Origin of the sequence: Sagittula marina, assembly GCF_014196795.1 — a bacterium.
GTDB classification, from domain to species: domain Bacteria; phylum Pseudomonadota; class Alphaproteobacteria; order Rhodobacterales; family Rhodobacteraceae; genus Sagittula; species Sagittula marina.
Map to the genome: position 1 here is coordinate 36121 of NZ_JACIEJ010000015.1, position 21004 is coordinate 57124.

Sequence of the window (21004 nt, forward strand, 5' to 3'; positions counted from 1 at the left end):
AGAAATGGGCCGGGCGTGTTCCGTTCGGGCGCGGCATGGCGCGGCGCGACGGGGCGAATATCTTTGATATTCTTCAAGGGTTTGTGGCGGCTCAGGTGCTCTTGGCATTGATCGAAATGGACGTTCTGCGGCGCTTGCTTGACGGCGCGCGGGACGCGGCCGAGCTTGCGGTGGATCACGGGATCGACGTGGCACGAATGCAGGCGCTGTTGCAGGCGGGCGCGGCGCTGGACCTGCTGCGGCTGCGGCGTGATGGCCGTTTCGTGTTGGCCCGCAAGGGCGCGGCAATCTTGGGTGTGCCGGGGTTGGAGGATATGGTTCGCCATCACCGCGTTTTTTATGACGACATGTCTGACCCCGTCGCTTTGCTGCGCGGGGAAGGTGAAACCAACATGGCCCGCTTCTGGCCCTATGTCTTTGGTCAAGGGGCCGACATCAGCCCGGAGGCGTCGGCCCGCTATTCCGACCTTATGGCGCGGTCGCAGGTTCTGGTGGCCGAGGACACGTTGCGGGCAGTGCGCCTGAGAGGCGTGCGGCAGCTGATGGATGTTGGCGGCGGATCGGGCGTGTTTCTGAGCGCGGCGCTACACCGATACCGAAGCATGACCGGCGTCGTTTTTGACCTGCCCGGTGTGCAACGCGCGGCAGAAACTGCGCTGACCCGGGAAGGCCTGTTGGGGCCGGCTGGGCGGGCACGGTTCAGTCCCGGCAGTTTTCGCGCGACTGCGCTGCCGACTGGCGCCGATGCCGTTTCCCTCGTGCGGGTGCTTTACGACCACGACGACGACACGGTGCGTGATCTTCTGGCCAAGGTCCACGCGGCGCTGCCGGCCGGCGGTCGACTTATTATTTCAGAACCGATGTCTGGTGGCTCGCGGCCGGATCGGGCGACGGATGTCTACTTCGCTTTTTACACTATGGCGATGGGCACCGGACGCACGCGTTCTGCCGAGCGAATCGTTGAACTGTGTCAGCAGGCGGGATTCGCCAATCTTCGCCCTATTCCGTCAGAGCGTCCTTACATCACGCGTGTTGTAACCGCCAATCGCGCCTGACAAAGTTCACCACAGTGTAAACTTAACTTGACAGATTTGTGTGTAGATGTAGCCTTACGTTAACGTAGCGTTCACCACTGGCGGCACACGCCAGACGAACGACGGAGAGGAGGCGTTCATGTTTACCCACGCTGTCCTGTTGAAGGGTCCCGAGGATCTTCACCTGGATGAACTGGCGCTCAAGACGCCGGCCAAAGGTGAGCTGCTGATCGAGGTGTCCCATTCAGGGATTTCGACCGGCACCGAAAAACTTTTCTGGTCCGGGGCGATGCCCCCATTTCCGGGCATGGGCTATCCGTTGGTTCCGGGATACGAATCCACCGGCGAGGTCATCGAGGCCGCACCGGGCACAGGCTACCGCCCCGGCGACCGCGTGTTTGTTCCGGGAGCCGATTGTTTCGAAGGAGCCTATGGCCTGTTCGGTGGCGCGTCGGGGCACTTGGTGTCGGATGCGGCGCGGGTGACAAAGATCGACAGCGCCATGGGGCCCGAAGGCGCGCTGCTGGCGCTGGCCGCCACCGCGCGGCACGCCATGGCTGGTTTGGAGAAGCGCGTCCCTGACCTGATCGTTGGACACGGTACACTTGGCCGGTTGCTGGCCCGCCTGACCGTCGCGTCTGGGGCTCCGGCTCCCACCGTCTGGGAAACCAACATGAGCCGCCGCAGCGGTGCGATTGGCTATGAGGTGATTGACCCCGCCGACGATCCACGCCGCGATTACTGCGCCATCTACGACGCCTCAGGCAACGCTTCGATCCTCAACGACCTCATCGGACGTCTGGTCAAAGGCGGCGAAGTGGTGCTGGCCGGGTTCTATCCGCAAGGTCTCAGCTTTGCATTTCCCCCCGCCTTCATGAAGGAGGCGCGCCTGCGCGTCGCCGCTGAATGGCAGCGCGAAGATCTCACCGCCGTGCGCGCCTTGGTGGACACCGGCGCGCTGTCGCTTGGCGGATTGATCACACACCAGGCCGGGGCCCAACAGGCGACAGCGGCATACCGCACCGCCTTTGAGGATCCGACCTGCCTGAAAATGATACTCAACTGGAAGGACGCAGCGTGAAGGACGACGTACCCAATCTGAAGGACTTCGACCAGCGACTGCGTGACGAAGCGCACGAGGATCTGGCGGACCGGATCACCGAAGAGCCCAAGAGCAAGACCCAGATCATCGCGATTTACGGCAAGGGCGGCATCGGCAAATCGTTTACCCTTGCCAACCTCAGCCACATGATGGCGGAGCAGGGCAAGCGCGTCCTGCTGATCGGATGCGACCCGAAATCGGACACCACCAGCCTGTTGTTCGGCGGCAAGGCCTGCCCGACGATCATCGAAACCTCGACCAAGAAGAACCTCGCTGGCGAAGCGGTTGCCATCGGCGATGTGTGCTTCAAGCGCGGCGGCGTTTTCGCCATGGAGCTGGGCGGACCCGAGGTCGGTCGCGGTTGCGGCGGGCGCGGCATCATCCACGGCTTTGAGTTGCTGGAGAAGCTGGGCTTTCACGACTGGGATTTCGACTATGTTCTGCTGGATTTCCTCGGCGACGTGGTCTGCGGCGGCTTTGGCCTGCCGATTGCCCGGGACATGGCGCAAAAGGTAATCCTGGTCGCCTCGAATGACCTGCAGTCGCTCTATGTGGCCAACAACGTATGTTCGGCGGTGGAGTATTTCCGCAAGCTGGGCGGCAATGTGGGTGTCGCGGGTTTGGTCGTCAACAAGGATGACCATTCCGGCGAAGCGCAGGCCTTTGCCCGCGAAGTAGGCATTCCAGTGCTGGCAGCGATCCCGCAGGACGATGATCTGCGCAAGAAATCCGCCAATTACCAGATCGTTGGCACCGAACAAAGCCAATGGGGCAGCCTGTTTGCCGAACTGGCAGAGGCGGTGTCCATTGCACCGCCCGTGCGCCCGACGCCACTGGAGCAGGACGGCCTTCTGGCATTGTTCGACAGCAAGGACACCGGCGGCGACTACGTTCTGGTCCCGGCCACCGATGCGGACATGCGCGGCAAATACGCCGCTCCGCAGGAAACGCTGGAGGTGGTCTATGACACCGTCTGAAACCCAAGAAGAACGGGATCCACATATGGCGTCGGCTCATGTCATTCTGGCCCGTGCCAACCCCGAACAGATCCGCCGGCTCTTGCAGGACATCCGGAAATCTGCCCGGCAACACGCTTCGCGTTCGGACATGCAATGAACGACGAAGTGACATATGATGCCGCCGCAGAGGTCAAGGTGCTGAAAAGTTCCGATCCCTCTGACGAAGCCGCGCCCGAAATCACGGCAGATCAAGGACTTGGCTGTCATTCCGGCAGCGAGTTGGAAAAGGCAGCCAGAGCCGCAGGTTCCAGCGAGATCCTCGACCAATACGCCCGCGATTACCCCAAAGGTCCACATGACAAACCCCAAAGCATGTGCCCCGCATTCGGGTCGCTGCGTGTGGGCCTACGGATGAAGCGGGTGGCCACGGTGCTCAGCGGCTCGGCTTGCTGCGTCTATGGTCTAACCTTTGTCAGCCATTTCTATGGTGCGCGGCGGTCTGTGGGCTATGTGCCATTCAATTCGGAATCGCTGGTAACGGGCAAGCTGTTCGAAGACATCCGTGACGCGGTGCATGAACTGGCCGACCCTGATCTCTATGACGCGGTGGTTGTGACCAACCTTTGTGTGCCGACCGCTTCTGGCGTGCCTCTGCGGCTGTTGCCGGATGAGATCAACGGCGTGCGGATCGTCGGCATTGACGTGCCCGGCTTTGGCATCCCGACCCACGCCGAAGCCAAAGACGTGCTGGCCGGCGCGATGCTGAATTACGCTCGCAAGGAGATCAAGGCAGGCCCGGTGCCCGCCCCGGTGGGTGGGACATCCGACTTGCCGACCGTGACCCTGCTGGGCGAAATGTTCCCGGCGGACCCGATGATGATCGGCGCGATGCTGGCCCCGATGGGACTGGCGGCGGGGCCGGTGGTGCCAACGCGCGAGTGGCGAGAATTGTATGCCGCGCTGGATTGTGGCGCTGTGGCCGCGATCCACCCGTTCTACACTGCCGCCGTGCGGGAGTTCGAGGCCGCAGGGCGCAAGGTCGTGGGCAGTGCCCCCGTGGGTCATGACGGCACCGCGGCTTGGCTTGCGGCGATTGGTGATGCATTCGCCTTGTCGCCGGAGAAGATTGCCGCCGCGCAGAATGCCTTTCTGCCCGCGATCAAGGGCGCGCTGGCCGCCGTCCCGATCAAGGGCACCATCACCCTGTCGGGTTACGAAGGCAGCGAACTTCTGGTCGCCCGCCTGCTGATCGAAAGCGGCGCGCATATTCCCTACGTCGGGACCGCCTGCGCCAAGTCGCCCTGGTCCGCCGAGGATGCGGAATGGCTGCGCGCGCGCGGCGTGACGGTGAAATTCCGCGCCTCTCTGGAGGATGACTGCGCCGCGATGGAAGGGGTCAAACCCGACCTCGCCATCGGGACGACTCCGGTCGTGCAAAAGGCCAAGGCGCAGGGCATTCCGGCGCTATATTTCACCAACCTGATCTCCGCGCGCCCCCTGATGGGGCCTGCCGGGGCCGGGTCGCTGGCCGAAGTCGTGAATGCCGCCATGGCCAACAAGGGCCGCATGGACAAGATGCGCGACTTTTTCGAAGGGGTCGGTGCAGGCGACACCGCCGGTGTCTGGGAAGGCGCGCCGAACCTGCGGCCGGAATACCGGGCGCTGAACCTCAAGAAGATCGAGAAGAAAGCGCGCGCCGCCAAGGCGGAGCAGATGATATGACCGCTGGTTTCGAGTTTGCGCCTTTCGGCATCAGAACCGGGGAGGCAGGCCCATGCTGATCCAGGACCACGACCGCGCCGGCGGATATTGGGGCGCTGTTTATGCCTTTTGCGCCGTAAAGGGCCTGCAAGTGGTGATCGACGGCCCGGTGGGCTGTGAGAACCTGCCGGTGACATCGGTGCTGCACTACACCGACGCGCTGCCGCCGCATGAACTGCCCATCGTTGTGACAGGTCTGGGCGAAGAGGAACTGGGGCGCGAAGGCACCGAAGGCGCGATGAAACGCGCCTGGGGCACGCTGGACCCGGCATTGCCTGCGGTGGTTGTCACCGGCTCGATTGCCGAGATGATCGGCGGGGGCGTGACGCCCATGGGCACCAACATTCAGCGGTTCCTGCCGCGCACCATCGACGAGGACCAGTGGCAGGCGGCGGATCGCGCCATGACCTGGCTGTTCACCGAATTCGGCATGACCAAGGGCCGCATGCCCAAGGAAAAGCCCCGCGCCGAGGATGCCGCCCCGCGCGTCAATATCCTGGGCCCGATGTACGGCACCTTCAACATGCCATCAGATCTGGCCGAGATCCGCCGCCTGGTCGAAGGTATCGGCGCAGAGGTCAACATGGTGCTGCCGCTTGGCGCGCATCTGGCTGAAATGCGCGATCTGGTAAACAGCGACGTCAATATCTGCATGTACCGCGAATTTGGACGTGGCCTGTGCGAGGTGTTGGGCAAGCCCTATCTGCAGGCGCCCATCGGCGTCGACAGCACAACCCTGTTCCTCCGCAAGCTGGGTGAGATGCTGGATCTGGACCCGGAACCGTTCATCGAGCAGGAAAAGCATTCGACCATCAAACCGGTCTGGGATCTTTGGCGGTCGGTCACGCAGGATTTCTTTGCCACCGCGAGCTTTGGCATTGTGGCGAACGAGACCTACGCCCGGGGCATCCGCAAGTATCTGGAAGATGACCTTGGACTGCCCTGCGCCTTTGCCATTGCGCGCATCGCGGGCAAGAAAACCAACAACGTCGAGGTTCGCGCCCGCATCGCGCAGGACCGCCCGCTGGTGGTGCTGGGGTCGATCAACGAAAAGATGTATCTGGCCGAACTGAAGTGCGGGCATGGTCCGCGTCCGACGTTCATCCCTGCCAGCTTTCCGGGAGCGGCGATCCGGCGCGCCACGGGCACGCCGATGATGGGCTACGCTGGGGCGACTTACCTGCTGCAAGAGGTTTGCAACGGGTTGTTCGACGCGCTGTTCCATATCCTGCCGCTGGCCAGCGACATGGATGCGGTCGAGGCCACGCCAACTCCGCTGCGCCGCAATTTCCCATGGGATGCGGATGCACAGGCGGCGCTGGATCGGCTGGTAGCCAGCCACCCCATTCTGACCCGAATTTCCGCGGCCAAATCCCTGCGGGATGCTGCTGAAGACGCCGCTCTGAAGTCCGGTGCCGAACGCGTTGTTCTGGAAACCGTGCAGGGGCTGGCCCCAAAAACACGCTTTGTCAATGAGGAGGATTGATCGATGACCGATGTCACATCCCACGCTCCCGGCCGCTATGCGGCACGCCGCGGCCAGGGGGCGGAGTATGCTGTCTATTTTGGCGCAATCTTCGTGACCGCCTTGGCATTTGCCGTTGTGAGCTGCCTGCGCGATCTCGCTTTGGGCAACACCCGGCAGTGGTCCGGCCCTCTGGCGCGCGCGCGACGCGACGCCGGGCGGATCACCCCGATGATTTTCTCGGCCTGAGCCCACGGCGGCACAGGACCCGAGACACCAGCTGCCTGCCCTTTCAGGGGCGGACAGAGACCTGAGGGACCGTGAAGGCCCCGCAGGACCCGGCCGCGGGGATCGCGGCGTCAGCGTAGTTTTCCGGAGGAAAGTTAATGGCTGATAACACCGACCTGTCCTTCACAGGTCTCACAGACGAACAGGCCCAAGAGCTGCATTCGGTCTACATGAGTGGGTTATACCTCTTCACGATCGTCGCAGTGGTTGCCCACTTGGCAACCTACATCTGGGCCCCTTGGTTTTAAGGAAGGGATATGGACGTGTCAAAATTTTACAAGATTTGGCTGATCTTTGATCCTCGCCGCGTCTTCGTCGCGCAAGGCGTTTTCCTGTTCCTGTTGGCTGTCATGATCCACCTGGTGGTTCTGTCCAATGGCGTCAACTGGTTCGAAAATGCCGCCGAGTCGCGCGCAGCAGCCGATTAAACCAGACCGGGCGTCAGCCCGACGAGACTGCTGCGGGCGGTGTGATCGCCCGCTGCAACCTTAACCATTCATGACGACGGCTTGAAATCTGAACGGGACGAGCCGCCAAACGCGGAGTACAACGATGGCGTTGCTTAGCTTTGAAAAAAAGTATCGCGTCCGCGGAGGGACGTTGATCGGCGGCGAACTTTTCGATTTCTGGGTTGGTCCATTCTACGTGGGCTTTTTCGGGGTCACGACGGCATTTTTCGCCCTGCTCGGAACCATTCTGATTTTCTGGGGGGCGGCCTATCAAGGCACCTTTAATCCCTGGTTGATAAATATCGCCCCTCCGGACCTGTCCTATGGGCTGGGCGCAGCCCCCCTGATGGAAGGCGGCCTGTGGCAGATCATCACGATCTGCGCCATCGGCGCATTCTGTAGCTGGGCGCTACGCGAGGTCGAAATCTGCCGCAAGCTGGGGATGGGGTACCACGTGCCGGTGGCCTTCGCTTTCGCGATCCTGGCCTATGTGACACTGACGGTGTTCCGGCCGGTGTTGATGGGGGCCTGGGGACATGGATTTCCTTACGGCATTTTCAGCCATCTCGATTGGGTCAGCAACACCGGCTACGCCTATCTGCACTTCCACTACAACCCGGCACATATGCTGGCCGTGACGCTGTTCTTTACCACCACGCTGGCGCTGGCCTTGCATGGCGGGCTGATCTTGTCGGCGGCCAACCCTGAAAAGGGTCAGAAGATGAAGACGCCCGACGACGAGGACACCTTCTTTCGTGATTTTGTCGGCTACTCCATCGGCACGCTGGGTATTCACCGCGTCGGCTTCCTTCTGGCGATCAACGCGGTTTTCTTCAGCGCGGTCTGCATCATCATCAGCGGCCCGGTCTGGACCAAGGGCTGGCCCGAGTGGTGGAACTGGTGGCTTGAACTGCCGATCTGGCCAAGCCAAGTGGGGATGTGACCAATGATTGAGTATAAAAATATTTTCACCCAAGTGCAGGTTCAGGGCCCGGTCGAGTGGGGCATGGACAATGAAAACAAGATGACCGAAGAGCGGATGATTACCCCGTTCTTCAGCCGACTGATGGGGTTGATCGGCAATGCGCAGATCGGTCCGATCTATTTGGGCTGGACCGGCATGGTCAGCCTCGCAACCGGAATCCTTTTCCTGAATATCGTGGGCATCAACATGTTGGCGCAGGTCAACTGGTCGATCCCCGAGTTCCTGCGGCAGGGGTTCTGGCTGGCGCTGGAACCGCCCAGCCCGGGCTATGGGCTTCAAATCCCGCCGTTGCAGGATGGCGGCTGGTACATCATTTCCAGCTTCATGCTGCTGGTCAGCGTCTGCACTTGGTGGCTGCGCAGTTATCTGCTGGCCGAACAGCACAAGATGGGCAAACACGTCGCTTGGGCCTTTGGAAGTGCGATCTGGCTGTTCCTGGTGCTGGGCCTTTTCCGCCCGATCCTGATGGGGTCGTGGAGCGAGGCCGTGCCCTATGGTATCTTCCCGCATCTGGACTGGACCGCAGCCTTTTCCATTCGCTACGGCAATCTTTACTATAATCCATTCCACTGTCTCTCGATCGTCTTCCTTTATGGCTCGGTTCTGCTGTTCGCAATGCACGGTGCGACCATTCTGGCGGTCAGCCGCTTTGGCGGCGACCGTGAACTGGAACAGATTGTCGACCGGGGCACGGCCTCGGAACGGGCGGCTCTTTTCTGGCGCTGGACCATGGGCTTCAACGCCACGATGGAAGGGATTCACCGCTGGGCCTGGTGGTTTGCCGTGCTCTGCCCGATCACCGGTGGCATCGGCATATTGCTGACCGGCACCGTGGTCGACAACTGGTTCATCTGGGCACAGGAACACAACTTTGCGCCGATGTATGACGGCAGTTACGGCTACGAGGCCTTTGGGTCCTACGAAGCCTTCATCGGAAAGGAGTGAGCCCAATGTTCCCCAAGTGGTTTAGCAAATGGAATCGCGATAATCCGGTGAACGTCGAATGGCCGGCGGTTGTGGTCGGAGTGGTCGGAGTTGCAGTGATCGCAGTGACGGCACTGGTGACACTGGGGCAACCCTTTGCCACCGACAGTCTGCAGACCGGCCCACGCGGCACGGGGATGTCCGTGCCGGAATTCAAGGCCGATCTGGCGACCCCGGACCCGATCATCGCCACGATGTTCTCGGACGAACCCTATCTGCCCGAGGAAGGCGAAGAGCTGGCTGGAGACATCTACCAGAACGTCCAGGTGCTGGGCGATCTGACCGACGCCAACTTCAACCGTGTGATGGGAGCGATGACCCGATGGGTCGCCCCCGAACAAGGCTGCGCCTATTGCCACGGTGATGGCGATCTGGAGACCTACGGCCAGGACACTCTGTATACCAAGGTCGTTGCCCGCCGCATGATCCAGATGACCCAGAACATCAACGAAAACTGGGATGTGCATGTGAACGCGAACAAGCAGGTTGGCGTCACATGCCTGACCTGCCACCGCGGGCAGAACGTTCCCAGCGGCATCTGGTACCAACTGGGCGAGGTAAACAAATCCGCCGAAGGGTGGGCGGCACATCAAAACCGCGTAACCCCTTTGTCGCAGTATACCTCGCTGCCGTCTGACGCGCTCGAAGCGTACCTGCTGAATGGTGAGATCATTGCCGTCCATGATCTTGACAGCCGTGTTGCCGGGGTACCAGGCAAGGACGACTATCCTGCCATCCAGAACGCGGAACGCACCTATTCGTTGATGAACTACGTGGCCAATTCTCTGGGGGTAAACTGTACCTTCTGCCACAACACCCGCGCGTTTTACGATGCAGGTCAGGTGACACCACAATGGGCGACGGCAACGCTGGGCATTCAGATGGTGAACGAGCTGAACAATGAGTATCTCGTTCCGCTAAAGGACGTCTACCCGCAGACCCGCCTAGGTCCAGTTATGGGTGACGCCCCAAAGGCGGCTTGCATGACCTGCCACAAAGGCGCGCAGCAGCCCATCCAAGGAACCAATGTCATCAACGACTGGCCCGAACTCGCTGTCACCGAAGGTGCCCCGAGCTACAGCCAATAAGATCAGATCGGGCGGTACGATCCCTCGCGCCGCCCGTTTTTTCCTTCGCGCCGTTCGCGCCCCGCATCGCGTTCGCCGCCCCACCACTCTGCGGGAGGAGCGCGCGTGATGACCCAGGACACCCCGAAAACCCCGTTGTTGGACCGGATCGCAGGACCTTCTGACCTACGCCAGATGCCCGACGACAAACTGACCCTTCTGGCCGATGAACTGCGCGCCGAGGTGATTTCCGTCGTCTCGGAAACCGGCGGACATTTGGGGTCGTCGCTGGGGGTTGTCGAACTGGCTGTGGCCATTCACGCCGTGTTCAACACCCCTATGGACAAGCTGATCTGGGATGTCGGCCACCAGTGTTACCCGCACAAGATCCTGACCGGGCGGCGCGACCGTATGCACACTCTGCGTCAAAAAGGTGGTCTGTCCGGCTTTACCAAGCGCAGCGAAAGCGACCATGACCCATTCGGCGCGGCGCACAGTTCCACCTCGATCAGTGCTGCGCTGGGGTTTGCCGTGGCGCGAGACATGGGGCGGCCCACGGGTGACGCCATTGCCGTGATCGGCGACGGGTCGATCAGCGCGGGGATGGCTTATGAAGCTTTGAACAACGCCGGCACCAGTGGCCGCCGACTGTTCGTGATCCTCAACGACAATGAAATGAGCATCGCGCCGCCGGTGGGGGCCATGTCTTCTTATCTCAGCCGTATGTACGCCACAGAACCCATGGCCCGAATGAAAGTGCTGGCCGAAGGGTTCGAGGCTGCACTACCCGAACCCATGCGAATGGGCGCAAAACGTGCACGTCAGTTGGTGACCGGTTTGACCGGCAGCGGCACCCTATTCGAGGAGCTGGGTTTCGACTACATCGGCCCCATTGACGGCCACGATATGGGCCAGCTCCTGCCGGTGCTGCGCGCCGCCCGGTCTCGTGCCACCGGCCCCGTTCTGATTCATTGCTGCACGGTCAAGGGCAAGGGGTATGCCCCCGCCGAAGCCAGCGTCGACCGTGGACACGGTGTGTCGAAATTTGACCCAAAAACCTTTGCCCAAGTGAAATCCAGCGGCGGCCCACCCAGCTACACCAGCGTGTTCGGCAAAGCGCTGCTGTCGGAGGCGTCGCGCGACGACCGCGTCGTAGCGGTGACGGCAGCGATGCCTTCGGGCACCGGAGTAAGCCTGATGGCCGACCGTTTTCCTGCGCGCGTCTTCGACGTCGGTATCGCTGAACAGCACGCTGTGACCTTTGCCGCCGGGATGGCCGCCAGCGGTCTGCGGCCGTTCTGCGCGATCTACTCTACCTTCCTGCAACGCGGGTATGACCAGGTGGTGCATGACGTGGCACTGCAGGGTTTGCCTGTACGCTTTGCCATTGATCGCGCCGGCTTGGTGGGGGCAGACGGGCCGACCCACGCCGGGGCCTATGACATTGCCTACCTGTCCAACCTGCCCGGGTTTACCGTCATGGCTGCTTCAGACGAAGCAGAACTGACGCATATGGTGGCCACCGCCGCGGCCCACGACAGCGGTCCGATCGCCTTCCGCTATCCGCGCGGCGCGGGCACAGGAGTTGCGCTGCCAGACCGTGGTCAGGTGCTGGAGATCGGCAAAGGCCGTGTGCTGGAGGAGGGAGAGGATGTCGCGATCCTGTCCTACGGCGCTCACCTCGAAGAATGTCGCGCCGCGGCCAGAATGCTGCGCGACGACGGGTTGTCTGTGACCCTGGCCGATGCCCGCTTTGCCAAGCCACTCGACAGCGATCTGGTGATGCGGCTCGCGCGCGAGCATCGCGCGCTTTTGACCGTAGAGCAGGGGATCGAGGGTGGGTTTGGCTCGATCGTGATGCACGCGCTGGCGCGGGCGGGTGCATTCGACCGTGGTTTGGCCATGCGCAACATTTGTCTGCCGGACCGGTTCATCGATCAAGCCAGTCCCGCAGACATGTATGCCGATGCCGGTATGACCGCGCTGGACATTGCAACGGCGGCACGTCGTGCTCTGGGCGCCGAACCTACAGTGGTGCCCCTGACCATGGGCCGTTGGGCCGATGTCAGCACAGGATGATGGATGTAAACCGCGCTACCTGAAGCGGGTTTCAGGTTAAGGGGGCGAAGTTGAGGCGGTCAAGTTTGGTCGCAGGCGTTGGCCACGTCTCGATAACTTTGGGGTGATACCCAAGTTCTGGCACAGCGCTTCTTTGGGATGATATCCCCATCGGACGGACGCTCTGCATAGCCCGGCCGGGCAGTGATCGCTGTAACAGGCCTTGGACGGCGTACGTGGTCGTGGTGTTCGCGTGAAGAGTTTCTCCTTTGATGCATCCTTCTGATGGTCGCACTTCAGTAGGGCTCAACAGTCTGGGTCTGAACATTCAGAATGCAATAAACTGATGCAAACCACGTGCACCGCCCAATCCGAAAACCGGCTCATATTCCTTCGGCGAAATGGCAATATTTTTTCAGGGCGGACACGTGGTGCTGGAGGAGGGCGTGCCGCGCTAGACCTTTGTCTTGTGCCTTCTCCGTAGGCAGGTGGAAGGCACGCCGGTCGATCAGTCCGATGGTCACTTTCAAGCCTTGCCTCTCGGATGGCGGCAAAAGGCAAGGTTGCGCAGCTCACGATTGACGCCGCGAATGTACGCGCCAAGTTTCATGATCGCGTCCGCTCAATCCGCCGCGCCCCGACAGGCTGGGCTCCATTGACATTAGGTTCGGGGATGAACGTTGCGATGTCAGGCATCTGCACACTTTGAAGGTCTGTACGGCGTCGGACCGAACAAATCGCCGAACTTTATTCAGTGCATTCTCTGAATCTTAAGCGGAGGTGGCCATTCAGGATAAGCCGCACGAGAGTTTGCCGCGTAGAGGTGGGGGCCGGGTGATCCTGTGATCTCGGGCCTCGTAGGGGTTTCATGACGGATTTTCAGATGTCGTATATACCACGTCTGGCCTTATGTCCTTGCGACGGGGCTTTGCACTCTTTTACCCCTTCCGCCAGTTGGTGCCTGAAAAGCAACAGGCTGATGGCAGCGCCTATCTTATCGTAAAGCCGGCGAGCATCGACTGTCAGCTTCTGGATCTGCGCTGATCGGTCAAGGCGAAAATGCCGTGCCAGGGCCCGAGGAGCGCGATGGAGAAATCTTGCAACGGCCCTCCCGGAAACGGTTGTTCGCACAGCAGATTGATGGTGGCACAGGCGATTAGCGACCCCGCATTGCCACACGTTTCCGGGAAAGTTCTGCCGAGCTTTCCGAATTCCTTAGAGATGGCATTCTGGAGTGCCCGCTGGTGGTTGCGGAAATGCCTGTGGACTTAAATATGGGCACCGCCATGACGCTGCTGCCAGTCACACTCTGTTATCCAGTCTTGAACCTTTAACCGCCGTCCCTGCCTTTGGCGGTGACCTTAGCGATCCGGTTTAGGAGAGCGTGTCGTCTGACTCGCATGGTCGGGATTGGCATGGGGCAGACATTAAGGTGATTTGATTATTGGTCCTGCTGGCCGGGGTCGAGCAGGGCCAGCAAGTCGAGCAACGTGTCGTAATTGTCTGCGCCGAGTGTCGCCTTGAAGCTTTCGACGATCTCGGCGGCATTTGCAGAATGATCGTCTATGATCTGCTGACCGGCGGGGGCGATTGCGACGAACTGGCGTCGGCGGTCCTGATCGTCGCGCTTCTGCGTCACCAGCCCTTTGTCACGCAAGGTGGAGGTGATGCGGGTCAGGCTTGGGAAAAGCAGGCTGGAACGGTCCGCCAGCGTCTTGGCATCCATAACGCCTTGTTCCGCAAGAACGCGCAGGACGCGCCATTGCTGCTCCGTTAGGCCTGTCTCGGACAGCATATGACGGATCGGCGCCATGACGCCTTCGCGCGCGCGAATAAGGGCAATCGGTAGAGACCGCGTGGTAGAGGGCAGCTTTTTCGTCATAGGAGCCTTTGCTGCAAGCCTGCCTTGGTCTGCCGGGCGGCTTGGTTCTGGCGGACAGCTTAAAGGGCAAGCACGTCAAAAGTCACCATGCGATGCCCTCGACCGCTATGCACCGGATCAATAAGTTGCCCGCAGCGCACGCAAAGCGCCAAGCAGCGCGCCCACATCAGACCCGACGGCGACAAATTCACATCCCATATCAATGTAGCCCTGCGCCAGCTTTTGATCAGAGGTCAGGATGCCTGCCGCCTTGCCCGCTGCGCGGATACGGGTCAGCGCATTGTTGATCGCAGCCTGCACCTCTGGCGCGCCGGGGTTGCCGATGTGGCCCATGTCGGCAGCCAGATCCGCTGGTCCGACAAAGATCCCGTCGACGCCGTTCACGCTGAGAATATCGTCCAGCGCCTCTAGCCCTGCCATGGTTTCCACTTGCAACAGCAGGCAAATCTGATCGGCGGCGGTGGTCAGGTAGTCCGGGATCGTACCATAGCCCGACGCTCTTGCTAACGCCGCACCGACGCCGCGCGCGCCTTGGGTCGGATAATGCACCGAGCGAACGATCTCTGCTGCCTGCGCGCCGCTTTCCACCATCGGCACAAGGATGGTCTGCGCCCCGATGTCGAGCATTTGCTTGATGTCGGCGCGATTGTCGTCTTTGGTGCGAACAATGGGATGCGTTTTGGTCCCCACGGCCCGAAGCTGTGCCATCACATCGCGCAGACCGTTGGGGCCATGCTCCCCGTCGATCACCAGCCAGTCAAAGCCGGTATGTGCGCAAAGCTCCGCCACCGATGGATCCCCGAAAGAAACCCAAAGGCCGATCTGTGTGTCGCCTGCTTTTAGGCGGGCTTTGAACGGGTTGGCTGGTGCAGGCATGGCGGTCTCTCAATACAACGGGTGAAGCGGATGCTGCCGTTATGGCGCGACGATGGGGGTGGCGTCCAGATCGGCCTTGCGCGGGGTGACACCCTCGAACAGGGAGCCTTGCTCGAACCACGATTTCGGCGCGGGGGCGCCCCAAAGTGTCTGACGTTGCGGGTCTTTCAGATCCCATTTGATCGGCTCCAGATCCGGGTCAACCGTCTGATAGTCGGAGCAATAAATCTCGATCCGGTGGTCATCGGGGTCGAGAATATACAAAAAGAAGGCGTTGGAAATTCCGTGTCGCCCCGGCCCGCGTTCGATGTTGCCCACATAGCCGGTGGTGGCCATCAGGTCGCACAGGTCGATGATGTTCAGCGGCGTCGGCACCCAAAAGGCCGTGTGGTGCAGGCGTGGGCCGGTGCCATTGGTAAACGCCATGTCGTGCACGCCCCCCTTGCGGTGCGTCCATGCGGCCCAAAGCAGCTGGCTGTCCTCGTCCTCTGTGTACTCCGTCACTCGAAAGCCAAGCTCGTTGTAAAATGCGACAGAGGCATCCACCGATGGCGAAAAGCAGTTGAAATGGTCGATGCGCAGAGGCTTTACGCCTCGATACAGTTCGTATCTCTGATGGATCGGAGCAAGACGGTCCATCTTGTGATAGAATTCGATCGGCATTCCGTCATGATCCACAGTCGCGAGCGTGCGGCCCTGATAGGGGCGGTCGACCCAGTCCACCGCGTGCCCCTTGTTCGCAAACCAGGTCGCGGCCTTGTCCAGATCCTCTTCAGAGAAGACCTTGAATGATAGGGCGCGCGCCGTGGCTTGGTCGGCCTGTTTCAGCACGATGCAATGGTGGCCGCGCTCTTCCATGGCACGCAAGTAGAGGGTATCGGCGGTCTCGTCCGTGACCTGCAAGCCCAGCGTGTCTACATAGAAGTGGCGTGATTTCGCCAGATCGGTGACGCCAAAGACCACGTGGCTCAGCCGGATGATGTTGAACGGCGGATACAAATTCGGGGCAGGGATCGGCATGTCTGGTCTCCTACGGACAGTTGGGGCGGGCGTGGCGGACGGGGGTCAGCCGCCTAGCTTGGGGATGCGATGTTCCGCACGTGGAAAACTGACGTTGACCGTTTCCATGTAAAAATCGAAAGACCAATCGCCGCCGTCGCGACCTATGCCGCTGGCCTTCACCCCGCCAAAAGGAGAGGGCAGGTGGCGGATGTTTTCGGAATTGACCCACATCATACCGGCCTGCAACTGGTCCGTCATACGAATGGCGCGGTTCAGATCGTTGGTCCAGAGATAGGCGGCGAGGCCATATTGCGTGTCGTTGGCCATCGCCAGCGCATCATCTTCGGTGTCGAATGAAATGGCGGTGAGCACGGGGCCAAAAATCTCCTCCTGCGCGATGCTCATATCATTTGTGGCGTTTGTGAACAGCGTCGGCGCGACAAAGTTGCCCTGATCGCCGACCTTCTCGCCGCCTGCCGCGATGGTTGCGCCTTGGTCCTTTGCCTTAACGAAATAGGACAGCACCTTTTCTTCGTGCACAGGGTGGATGAGCGGCCCGACCACCGTGTCAGGGTCGAGCGGATGTCCCACCTTGATACGTTTGGCGGCGTCTGCAACCCGAGCGCAGACCTCATCATAGATGCTCGATTGTACCAGCAGGCGCGAGGATGAGGTGCAGCGTTCGCCGTTCAGCGAGTAGATCATGAAGACCGCCGCATCCACGGCGCGGTCAATATCTGCGTCGTCAAAAATGATCACAGGGTTCTTGCCGCCCAGCTCGAAGTGCACCCGTTTAAGTGTTTCTGCGCCCTGTTTCATGATCATGGAGCCGGTGCGGCTTTCTCCGACAAAAGCGATAGCCTTGATGTCGGGGTGTTCTGTCAGCCGCTTTCCTGCGGTTTCCCCCAGCCCATTGACCACATTCAGAACGCCGGGCGGAAGCCCCGCGCTTTCGGCGATCTCCACCAACAGCTTGGCGGTCATGGGGCTGAATTCGGCGGGCTTGTGCACCACGGTGCAGCCTGCGGCCAAGGCCGGGGCAATCTTCCACGTGGACAGCATAAATGGGGTGTTCCACGGTGTGATCACTCCCACCGGGCCAACAGGGCGGCGCGATGTCGTGTTCATTTGCGTCGGTGTTCGGCTGACCTCGCCGTCCTCTGCGCCCGGCGCCTGATCGGCGAAGAAGCGAAAATTGGCCGCGCCGCGGATGGCGGCCTTTGACATGAACCGCAGCGCCTGTCCGGTATCCATACACTCGGTAAAGGCTATTTCCTCGGCGCGGGCCTCTATCGCCTCGGCCACCTTGATGAGGATGTTGCGGCGTTCCGCACCCGGCGTTTGCGACCAGCCCCTGAACGCGGCCTTTGCGGCGGCGACGGCGGCGTCAATGTCAGCGGCGTCGCTCTTGGCCACGTCGGCCAGCTTTGTGCCGTCCACCGGGCTGATCGTATCCATCAGCGCACCAGAGTGTGCCGGCACCGTCTGCCCGTCTATGTGATTGAGGACACCGGCCTCGACCAAAGGCTGCATATAGTTGCGGGCCTTTTCGATGTTCTGATCCAGGATGCTCATGGTGTCAGTCCTTTTTGGGCGAGAAACGGGCGTGAATCGGGGTGTCTTTCCAGCTCAGATCCGGATCGATCTGGCGAATTTCCAAAGACAGCGAAAAGTATGGTTCAGCTAACCGGTCGGCCAGGGCCTCTTGCGCGGCGGCAAAGATTTGACTGCCTGCAGCGTGAAGCACGTCACGGGTCCGCCCGGCGCCAACGGATAGGGTTAGCGCAACAAAATCGTTCTCCGGCAGCCCGTCTCCCACAAAAGCCATGTCCGCCTTGTGCGCGCGAACCCGAATGCCCGCCGTCGGAAAATCGTCCGAGGCGGCCAAGACATCATAAATCGTCCGGCATAGAAGGCGCAGACTCTCTGTCGACAAACCTTCCGAAAACTCCACGGTCATATGCGGCATGATTCTTCCCCCTATAATGAACATGTTAATCAATCGAGTTTTTGTCAACAGAAGTGCTGTAGCCGTCGGAAAGGCAAAGGCTGTTTCTGAATTATTAAGCAATTGCAACGCCATATGAGGTGAAAGCCATAACGGCTTTGTTGCACAACGACCGTTTGGGGATTTATCTCGTGCACACAGCGTAACAGCTGGGATCCTGCGAAGTGCAAGGTCACGAATTCGTCGGCTTACAATGACACACTGAAATGAAGCGGATCGCTTGCGATCCGTTGATCGGAGCGGCATGTCATGGCGATGTCCCAAAGGGTTGATTCGATCCCTATAGGATGTGGGCACCACATCCGAGCGACAAGCGCGGTCGTCAACAGCAGTTCAGTAATACCCCTATGCTGCCCGAGTTGCTCGACCAAATCCCAACGCGACCAAGACCGCAGAAGCGTTCTGTCAAACGGCGTCTCCGCCGCTCGTCGCATACCTGGCACTGACGACGTAGGATAAACCCTGCTTGGAATGGGGGCGGTCTGCCCCAAAGGCGGTTTTTTTAATAAAGCTATGTCAGCCCCCCTCTCCGCAAAGGTCACGCGCCGACCGTCGCCGGCAACGCAGCAGCGAGGAACTGGCCCGGCGGGGTGCTGGCCTGAGGGTTGCGGGGCTGGCGGACAAACCTGCCCGGAAGCGGCTCATCCCGGGTGACCTGTAACGCGTCTGGAAATGGGCACCTCACAAGTGTCGATCTTGCGGGACTTTCCGGCAATCCGGGTCTTAGCTGCAATCTCCGAGAAGCCAATCGACATTTGGCAGGCCCTCGAGCAACGCCCAGGCGTTGATGTAAACACGTACTTATCCGGCTGTGACGAAGAGGTCGCACGGGCGCTCTCGGCTGTGGCAGATGGCGTGCAGCTTGGTGTTCATGCCGGCCTCGGTTTGGTCTACCAAGCGTCCATGCTCCCCTTTGATGCCGGGCGCGTCCACTGCACGGAAGGGCATCCCACATGGTTATCCCGAGAGTGGATCATCACGATTTTCGTCTCGCCATGCTCGGTGGCCAGACCGGCCATCATCCGTGCGAAGCTTCCATTTTCGCTCCACCGTTTCCAACGACTATTTAGGGTCTTGTGTGTACCGTATTTTGCAGGCGCGTCGCTCAGCCACAGGAGACCAGAAATGTTCACCGCTCTATTCTCGAACAGTGGCTCACCATGCCCCAAGAAGATCAGTGGGTTCTGGTCCTGGTGGTATTAATACGTCCCCGAAAAAGACGATAACTTTCTCTTTGGCTTACAAAGAATGTGCCGCGACAGTAGCACCGATACGCTGTGCGCGGACGCCTCTGACACAGTTTCACGCGTTTGGTGAAAGCGCCTATTGACCATTTCACCCGAACCAATGGCGCGCACTGTCCAAACCTCACGCCCCATGCCCGCATTTGCAAAGCGGGCATTCAAGGATCGGTGGGGACAGCTCGGCGCAGCGTGCCAGATGGAAGCACTGAACGCCTGAAATCGCTAAAGGATCGGTCTACCGGTCCGTGTGCGGCATGTATCCCACGAAGGAACAGACTTTCCAGCGGCCGTCAGCCTTGCGCAGCGAAAAAACCGACTGCCAACCGTAAGGTTCTTCACTGCCGCCCTTCAGGGGCGTGCTGCCGTTGAAAACCTTGTGCAGGATAGCTGTAGTATCATTCTGGAATTCGATACGCTTTACCCTCGCCCCCGCGAACATCGCGTCTCGCAGCCTGTCCGGGGCGGCCCTATCGCGGGTCTCGGCGGACATGCGCAGCCATGTGTCGCGGTAGGCCGCGAGATCGGGAAACCCTATGGTCCATTTGGCGGGGTCGTGACTGTGATGGGCGTCAAAGGCCATAAAACGCTCAGCGTCGAAATCCTGCGCCACGGCCTCCCAATCGCCAGCGATAAAGGCGTCAATATCAACGCGCATATGGGTCTCCCAGATGGCATGACGCTCACCGTCATCTAGGGGGAAAGGGTTTTCAGTGGGTTTCATTGGTAATTCCCTTTTTATCGGTTTTTGCCCGTTGCCGGGCGGGGCATGGCGCGGCACTTCGACCGGCAGGTCGCGGAGACCCAAATCCGCATCGCTGTGCTAAACCGTTACACAGCTCCCGGCATCCCAGTCAAAGGGCCCTTAGGATAAGTCCCTCCGGGGAAAGGGGAACCTCGACCTTCAGCCGATTTGTGCAACAGAGCCGATTGAAGATGAAATGATTGAGAAGATCGAAGACATTCTGAACGACTCCAATATCGCGCCGCGGCTTGAAAAAATTTTCGATCACATGCAGTACCAGAAGGTCAGGTATAGCCCGCAAACCTGCTCATATGCGTGACGAAGAAAAGCGGTGATTGATCTGACATCTTCCGCATCGAACGTCCATGGTGCTACCGCCCATGACGCGCTGCTCGACTGGGGGCCGCAGTCCCAAGTGGTCGACAATGCGTCCCTTTTCAGCGGTCGGCTCTCGTACAGGGGGACGAACAATTCGTCGCATAGCGAGATCTGGGAGTGCACCCCGGGCTCTGGCATATCACCTTACGCGCGACGAATTCTGCCACGTCGTCAAAGGGAGCGTAATCTATCGCCGCGAAGATGGAGAAGAGGTAATCTAGGCAGGTACCGGCACGTGTGTGTTGTTTCCGGCAGGCTGGGGAGGCACGATTGAGATCACAGAACCCTTGCGCAACATCTACATGTTGGTCTGAATTGGAGAGAGACTTGAAAGCACCCGCAATGCACAGGCCACTGGACATTACCGAAGCGATGGATTGGGAAAGCATCCGGACCATGATCGGGGGCGAAAGCCATGTTTCTGGCAAGGCCCTGCACAAAGGTTCCGATGGCCAGAGCGAATGCGGTCTGTGGATCTGTACGCCCGACAAATGGGAGTACCATATGACCCGCGACGAAGTCTGCCACTTTCTGGAAGGCCGCGGCACCTACTCAAACGCTTCTGGAGATGTGATTGAGTCCACGCCAGACTCTGCGGGATTGTTCCCCAAAGGTTGGCAAGGAGCCAGCCCCGTTCATGTGACTGTGAAGAAGGTCTGCACGATCCGATGACCCAGACGACGTCTAAATCCCTTGGCGCAGGAAACCTGCGTACTGCGG

At 60.3% G+C, this 21004-nt stretch carries 19 protein-coding genes and 1 pseudogene; 14 read left to right on the forward strand and 6 right to left on the reverse strand.

The features are described 5' to 3' along the window. Window positions 1-35 precede the first annotated feature (35 nt). The 12 genes from GGQ68_RS21400 to dxs all read left to right on the forward strand — a co-directional run bounded on the left by GGQ68_RS21400 (window position 36) and on the right by dxs (window position 12173). Window positions 36-1055 (forward strand): methyltransferase, encoded by a 1020-nt coding sequence (locus tag GGQ68_RS21400; RefSeq protein ID WP_183969597.1) that lies wholly within the window; start codon window positions 36-38, stop codon window positions 1053-1055. Window positions 1056-1173: 118 nt separating this feature from the next. After that, window positions 1174-2115, forward strand: coding sequence for a chlorophyll synthesis pathway protein BchC (bchC, locus tag GGQ68_RS21405; RefSeq protein ID WP_183969599.1), 942 nt, complete (start codon window positions 1174-1176; stop codon window positions 2113-2115). Continuing rightward, a complete protein-coding gene (locus GGQ68_RS21410; protein WP_183969601.1) occupies window positions 2112-3113 on the forward strand; it encodes a chlorophyllide a reductase iron protein subunit X in 1002 nt (333 codons plus the stop codon). Before bchC ends, GGQ68_RS21410 begins: the two co-directional genes overlap by 4 nt. 135 nt (window positions 3114-3248) lie before the next feature. Beyond that, on the forward strand, window positions 3249-4817 hold the full coding sequence (gene bchY / locus GGQ68_RS21415) for a chlorophyllide a reductase subunit Y (protein ID WP_183969604.1): 1569 nt from the start codon (window positions 3249-3251) through the stop codon (window positions 4815-4817). A 52-nt stretch (window positions 4818-4869) separates the two neighbouring features. Then, complete coding sequence (gene bchZ / locus GGQ68_RS21420) at window positions 4870-6342, forward strand: chlorophyllide a reductase subunit Z (RefSeq protein ID WP_183969606.1); 1473 nt, start codon at window positions 4870-4872, stop codon at window positions 6340-6342. Window positions 6343-6345: 3 nt separating this feature from the next. Continuing rightward, on the forward strand, window positions 6346-6570 hold the full coding sequence (gene pufQ, locus GGQ68_RS21425) for a cytochrome PufQ (protein ID WP_183969608.1): 225 nt from the start codon (window positions 6346-6348) through the stop codon (window positions 6568-6570). Window positions 6571-6707: 137 nt separating this feature from the next. Then, complete coding sequence (pufB, locus tag GGQ68_RS21430) at window positions 6708-6857, forward strand: light-harvesting antenna LH1, beta subunit (protein ID WP_183969609.1); 150 nt, start codon at window positions 6708-6710, stop codon at window positions 6855-6857. Between the two features lie 15 nt (window positions 6858-6872). Continuing rightward, on the forward strand, window positions 6873-7037 hold the full coding sequence (gene pufA / locus GGQ68_RS21435; protein WP_183969611.1) for a light-harvesting antenna LH1, alpha subunit: 165 nt from the start codon (window positions 6873-6875) through the stop codon (window positions 7035-7037). Between the two features lie 124 nt (window positions 7038-7161). After that, the gene (gene pufL / locus GGQ68_RS21440; RefSeq protein WP_183969613.1) at window positions 7162-8001 is read left to right on the forward strand and encodes a photosynthetic reaction center subunit L; all 840 of its coding nucleotides are present in this window, start codon (window positions 7162-7164) and stop codon (window positions 7999-8001) included. 3 nt (window positions 8002-8004) lie between these two features. Next, window positions 8005-8988, forward strand: coding sequence for a photosynthetic reaction center subunit M (gene pufM / locus GGQ68_RS21445; RefSeq protein WP_183969615.1), 984 nt, complete (start codon window positions 8005-8007; stop codon window positions 8986-8988). A 5-nt stretch (window positions 8989-8993) separates the two neighbouring features. Beyond that, complete coding sequence (gene pufC / locus GGQ68_RS21450) at window positions 8994-10115, forward strand: photosynthetic reaction center cytochrome PufC (RefSeq protein WP_183969617.1); 1122 nt, start codon at window positions 8994-8996, stop codon at window positions 10113-10115. Between the two features lie 108 nt (window positions 10116-10223). After that, window positions 10224-12173 carry a 1-deoxy-D-xylulose-5-phosphate synthase gene (dxs, locus tag GGQ68_RS21455; protein ID WP_183969619.1) on the forward strand — a complete coding sequence of 650 codons (1950 nt, stop codon included), beginning with the start codon at window positions 10224-10226 and terminating at the stop codon, window positions 12171-12173. Window positions 12174-13593: 1420 nt separating this feature from the next. Here dxs and hpaR read toward each other — a convergent pair. The 6 genes from hpaR to GGQ68_RS21490 form a co-directional block, all read right to left on the reverse strand. Beyond that, window positions 13594-14034, reverse strand: a complete 441-nt coding sequence (hpaR, locus tag GGQ68_RS21465) for a homoprotocatechuate degradation operon regulator HpaR (RefSeq protein WP_183969623.1) — start codon at window positions 14032-14034, stop codon at window positions 13594-13596. Window positions 14035-14151: 117 nt separating this feature from the next. Then, a complete protein-coding gene (locus GGQ68_RS21470; RefSeq protein WP_183969625.1) occupies window positions 14152-14910 on the reverse strand; it encodes an aldolase/citrate lyase family protein in 759 nt (252 codons plus the stop codon). A 39-nt stretch (window positions 14911-14949) separates the two neighbouring features. Further along, complete coding sequence (gene hpaD / locus GGQ68_RS21475; protein WP_183969627.1) at window positions 14950-15930, reverse strand: 3,4-dihydroxyphenylacetate 2,3-dioxygenase; 981 nt, start codon at window positions 15928-15930, stop codon at window positions 14950-14952. A 45-nt stretch (window positions 15931-15975) separates the two neighbouring features. After that, window positions 15976-17487: a 5-carboxymethyl-2-hydroxymuconate semialdehyde dehydrogenase gene (hpaE, locus tag GGQ68_RS21480; protein WP_183969629.1), complete on the reverse strand. Its 1512-nt coding sequence runs from the start codon at window positions 17485-17487 to the stop codon at window positions 15976-15978. A 4-nt stretch (window positions 17488-17491) separates the two neighbouring features. After that, on the reverse strand, window positions 17492-17995 hold the full coding sequence (locus tag GGQ68_RS21485; protein WP_246429490.1) for a 5-carboxymethyl-2-hydroxymuconate Delta-isomerase: 504 nt from the start codon (window positions 17993-17995) through the stop codon (window positions 17492-17494). 1404 nt (window positions 17996-19399) lie between these two features. Then, window positions 19400-19819, reverse strand: a complete 420-nt coding sequence (locus GGQ68_RS21490) for a hypothetical protein (protein ID WP_183969631.1) — start codon at window positions 19817-19819, stop codon at window positions 19400-19402. A gap of 105 nt (window positions 19820-19924) precedes the next feature. Here GGQ68_RS21490 and GGQ68_RS21495 point away from each other — a divergent pair. Further along, window positions 19925-20035: pseudogene (locus GGQ68_RS21495) on the forward strand (IS5/IS1182 family transposase); the annotation flags it as partial. 576 nt (window positions 20036-20611) lie between these two features. Further along, window positions 20612-20956, forward strand: a complete 345-nt coding sequence (locus GGQ68_RS21500; RefSeq protein WP_246429491.1) for a cupin domain-containing protein — start codon at window positions 20612-20614, stop codon at window positions 20954-20956. Window positions 20957-21004 lie beyond the last annotated feature (48 nt).

What these genes read in the sequence shown, in the direction of transcription:
- GGQ68_RS21400 (WP_183969597.1), top strand. Translation starts at nt 36, where the DNA reads ATGGCGCGGCGCGACGGGGCGAATATCTTTGATATTCTTCAAGGGTTT.
- bchC (WP_183969599.1), top strand. Translation starts at nt 1,174, where the DNA reads ATGTTTACCCACGCTGTCCTGTTGAAGGGTCCCGAGGATCTTCACCTG.
- bchY (WP_183969604.1), top strand. Translation starts at nt 3,249, where the DNA reads ATGAACGACGAAGTGACATATGATGCCGCCGCAGAGGTCAAGGTGCTG.
- bchZ (WP_183969606.1), top strand. Translation starts at nt 4,870, where the DNA reads ATGCTGATCCAGGACCACGACCGCGCCGGCGGATATTGGGGCGCTGTT.
- pufQ (WP_183969608.1), top strand. Translation starts at nt 6,346, where the DNA reads ATGACCGATGTCACATCCCACGCTCCCGGCCGCTATGCGGCACGCCGC.
- pufB (WP_183969609.1), top strand. Translation starts at nt 6,708, where the DNA reads ATGGCTGATAACACCGACCTGTCCTTCACAGGTCTCACAGACGAACAG.
- pufL (WP_183969613.1), top strand. Translation starts at nt 7,162, where the DNA reads ATGGCGTTGCTTAGCTTTGAAAAAAAGTATCGCGTCCGCGGAGGGACG.
- pufM (WP_183969615.1), top strand. Translation starts at nt 8,005, where the DNA reads ATGATTGAGTATAAAAATATTTTCACCCAAGTGCAGGTTCAGGGCCCG.
- pufC (WP_183969617.1), top strand. Translation starts at nt 8,994, where the DNA reads ATGTTCCCCAAGTGGTTTAGCAAATGGAATCGCGATAATCCGGTGAAC.
- dxs (WP_183969619.1), top strand. Translation starts at nt 10,224, where the DNA reads ATGACCCAGGACACCCCGAAAACCCCGTTGTTGGACCGGATCGCAGGA.
- hpaR (WP_183969623.1), bottom strand. Translation starts at nt 14,034, where the DNA reads ATGACGAAAAAGCTGCCCTCTACCACGCGGTCTCTACCGATTGCCCTT.
- GGQ68_RS21470 (WP_183969625.1), bottom strand. Translation starts at nt 14,910, where the DNA reads ATGCCTGCACCAGCCAACCCGTTCAAAGCCCGCCTAAAAGCAGGCGAC.
- hpaD (WP_183969627.1), bottom strand. Translation starts at nt 15,930, where the DNA reads ATGCCGATCCCTGCCCCGAATTTGTATCCGCCGTTCAACATCATCCGG.
- hpaE (WP_183969629.1), bottom strand. Translation starts at nt 17,487, where the DNA reads ATGAGCATCCTGGATCAGAACATCGAAAAGGCCCGCAACTATATGCAG.
- GGQ68_RS21485 (WP_246429490.1), bottom strand. Translation starts at nt 17,995, where the DNA reads ATGGCGTTGCAATTGCTTAATAATTCAGAAACAGCCTTTGCCTTTCCG.
- GGQ68_RS21490 (WP_183969631.1), bottom strand. Translation starts at nt 19,819, where the DNA reads ATGCGCGTTGATATTGACGCCTTTATCGCTGGCGATTGGGAGGCCGTG.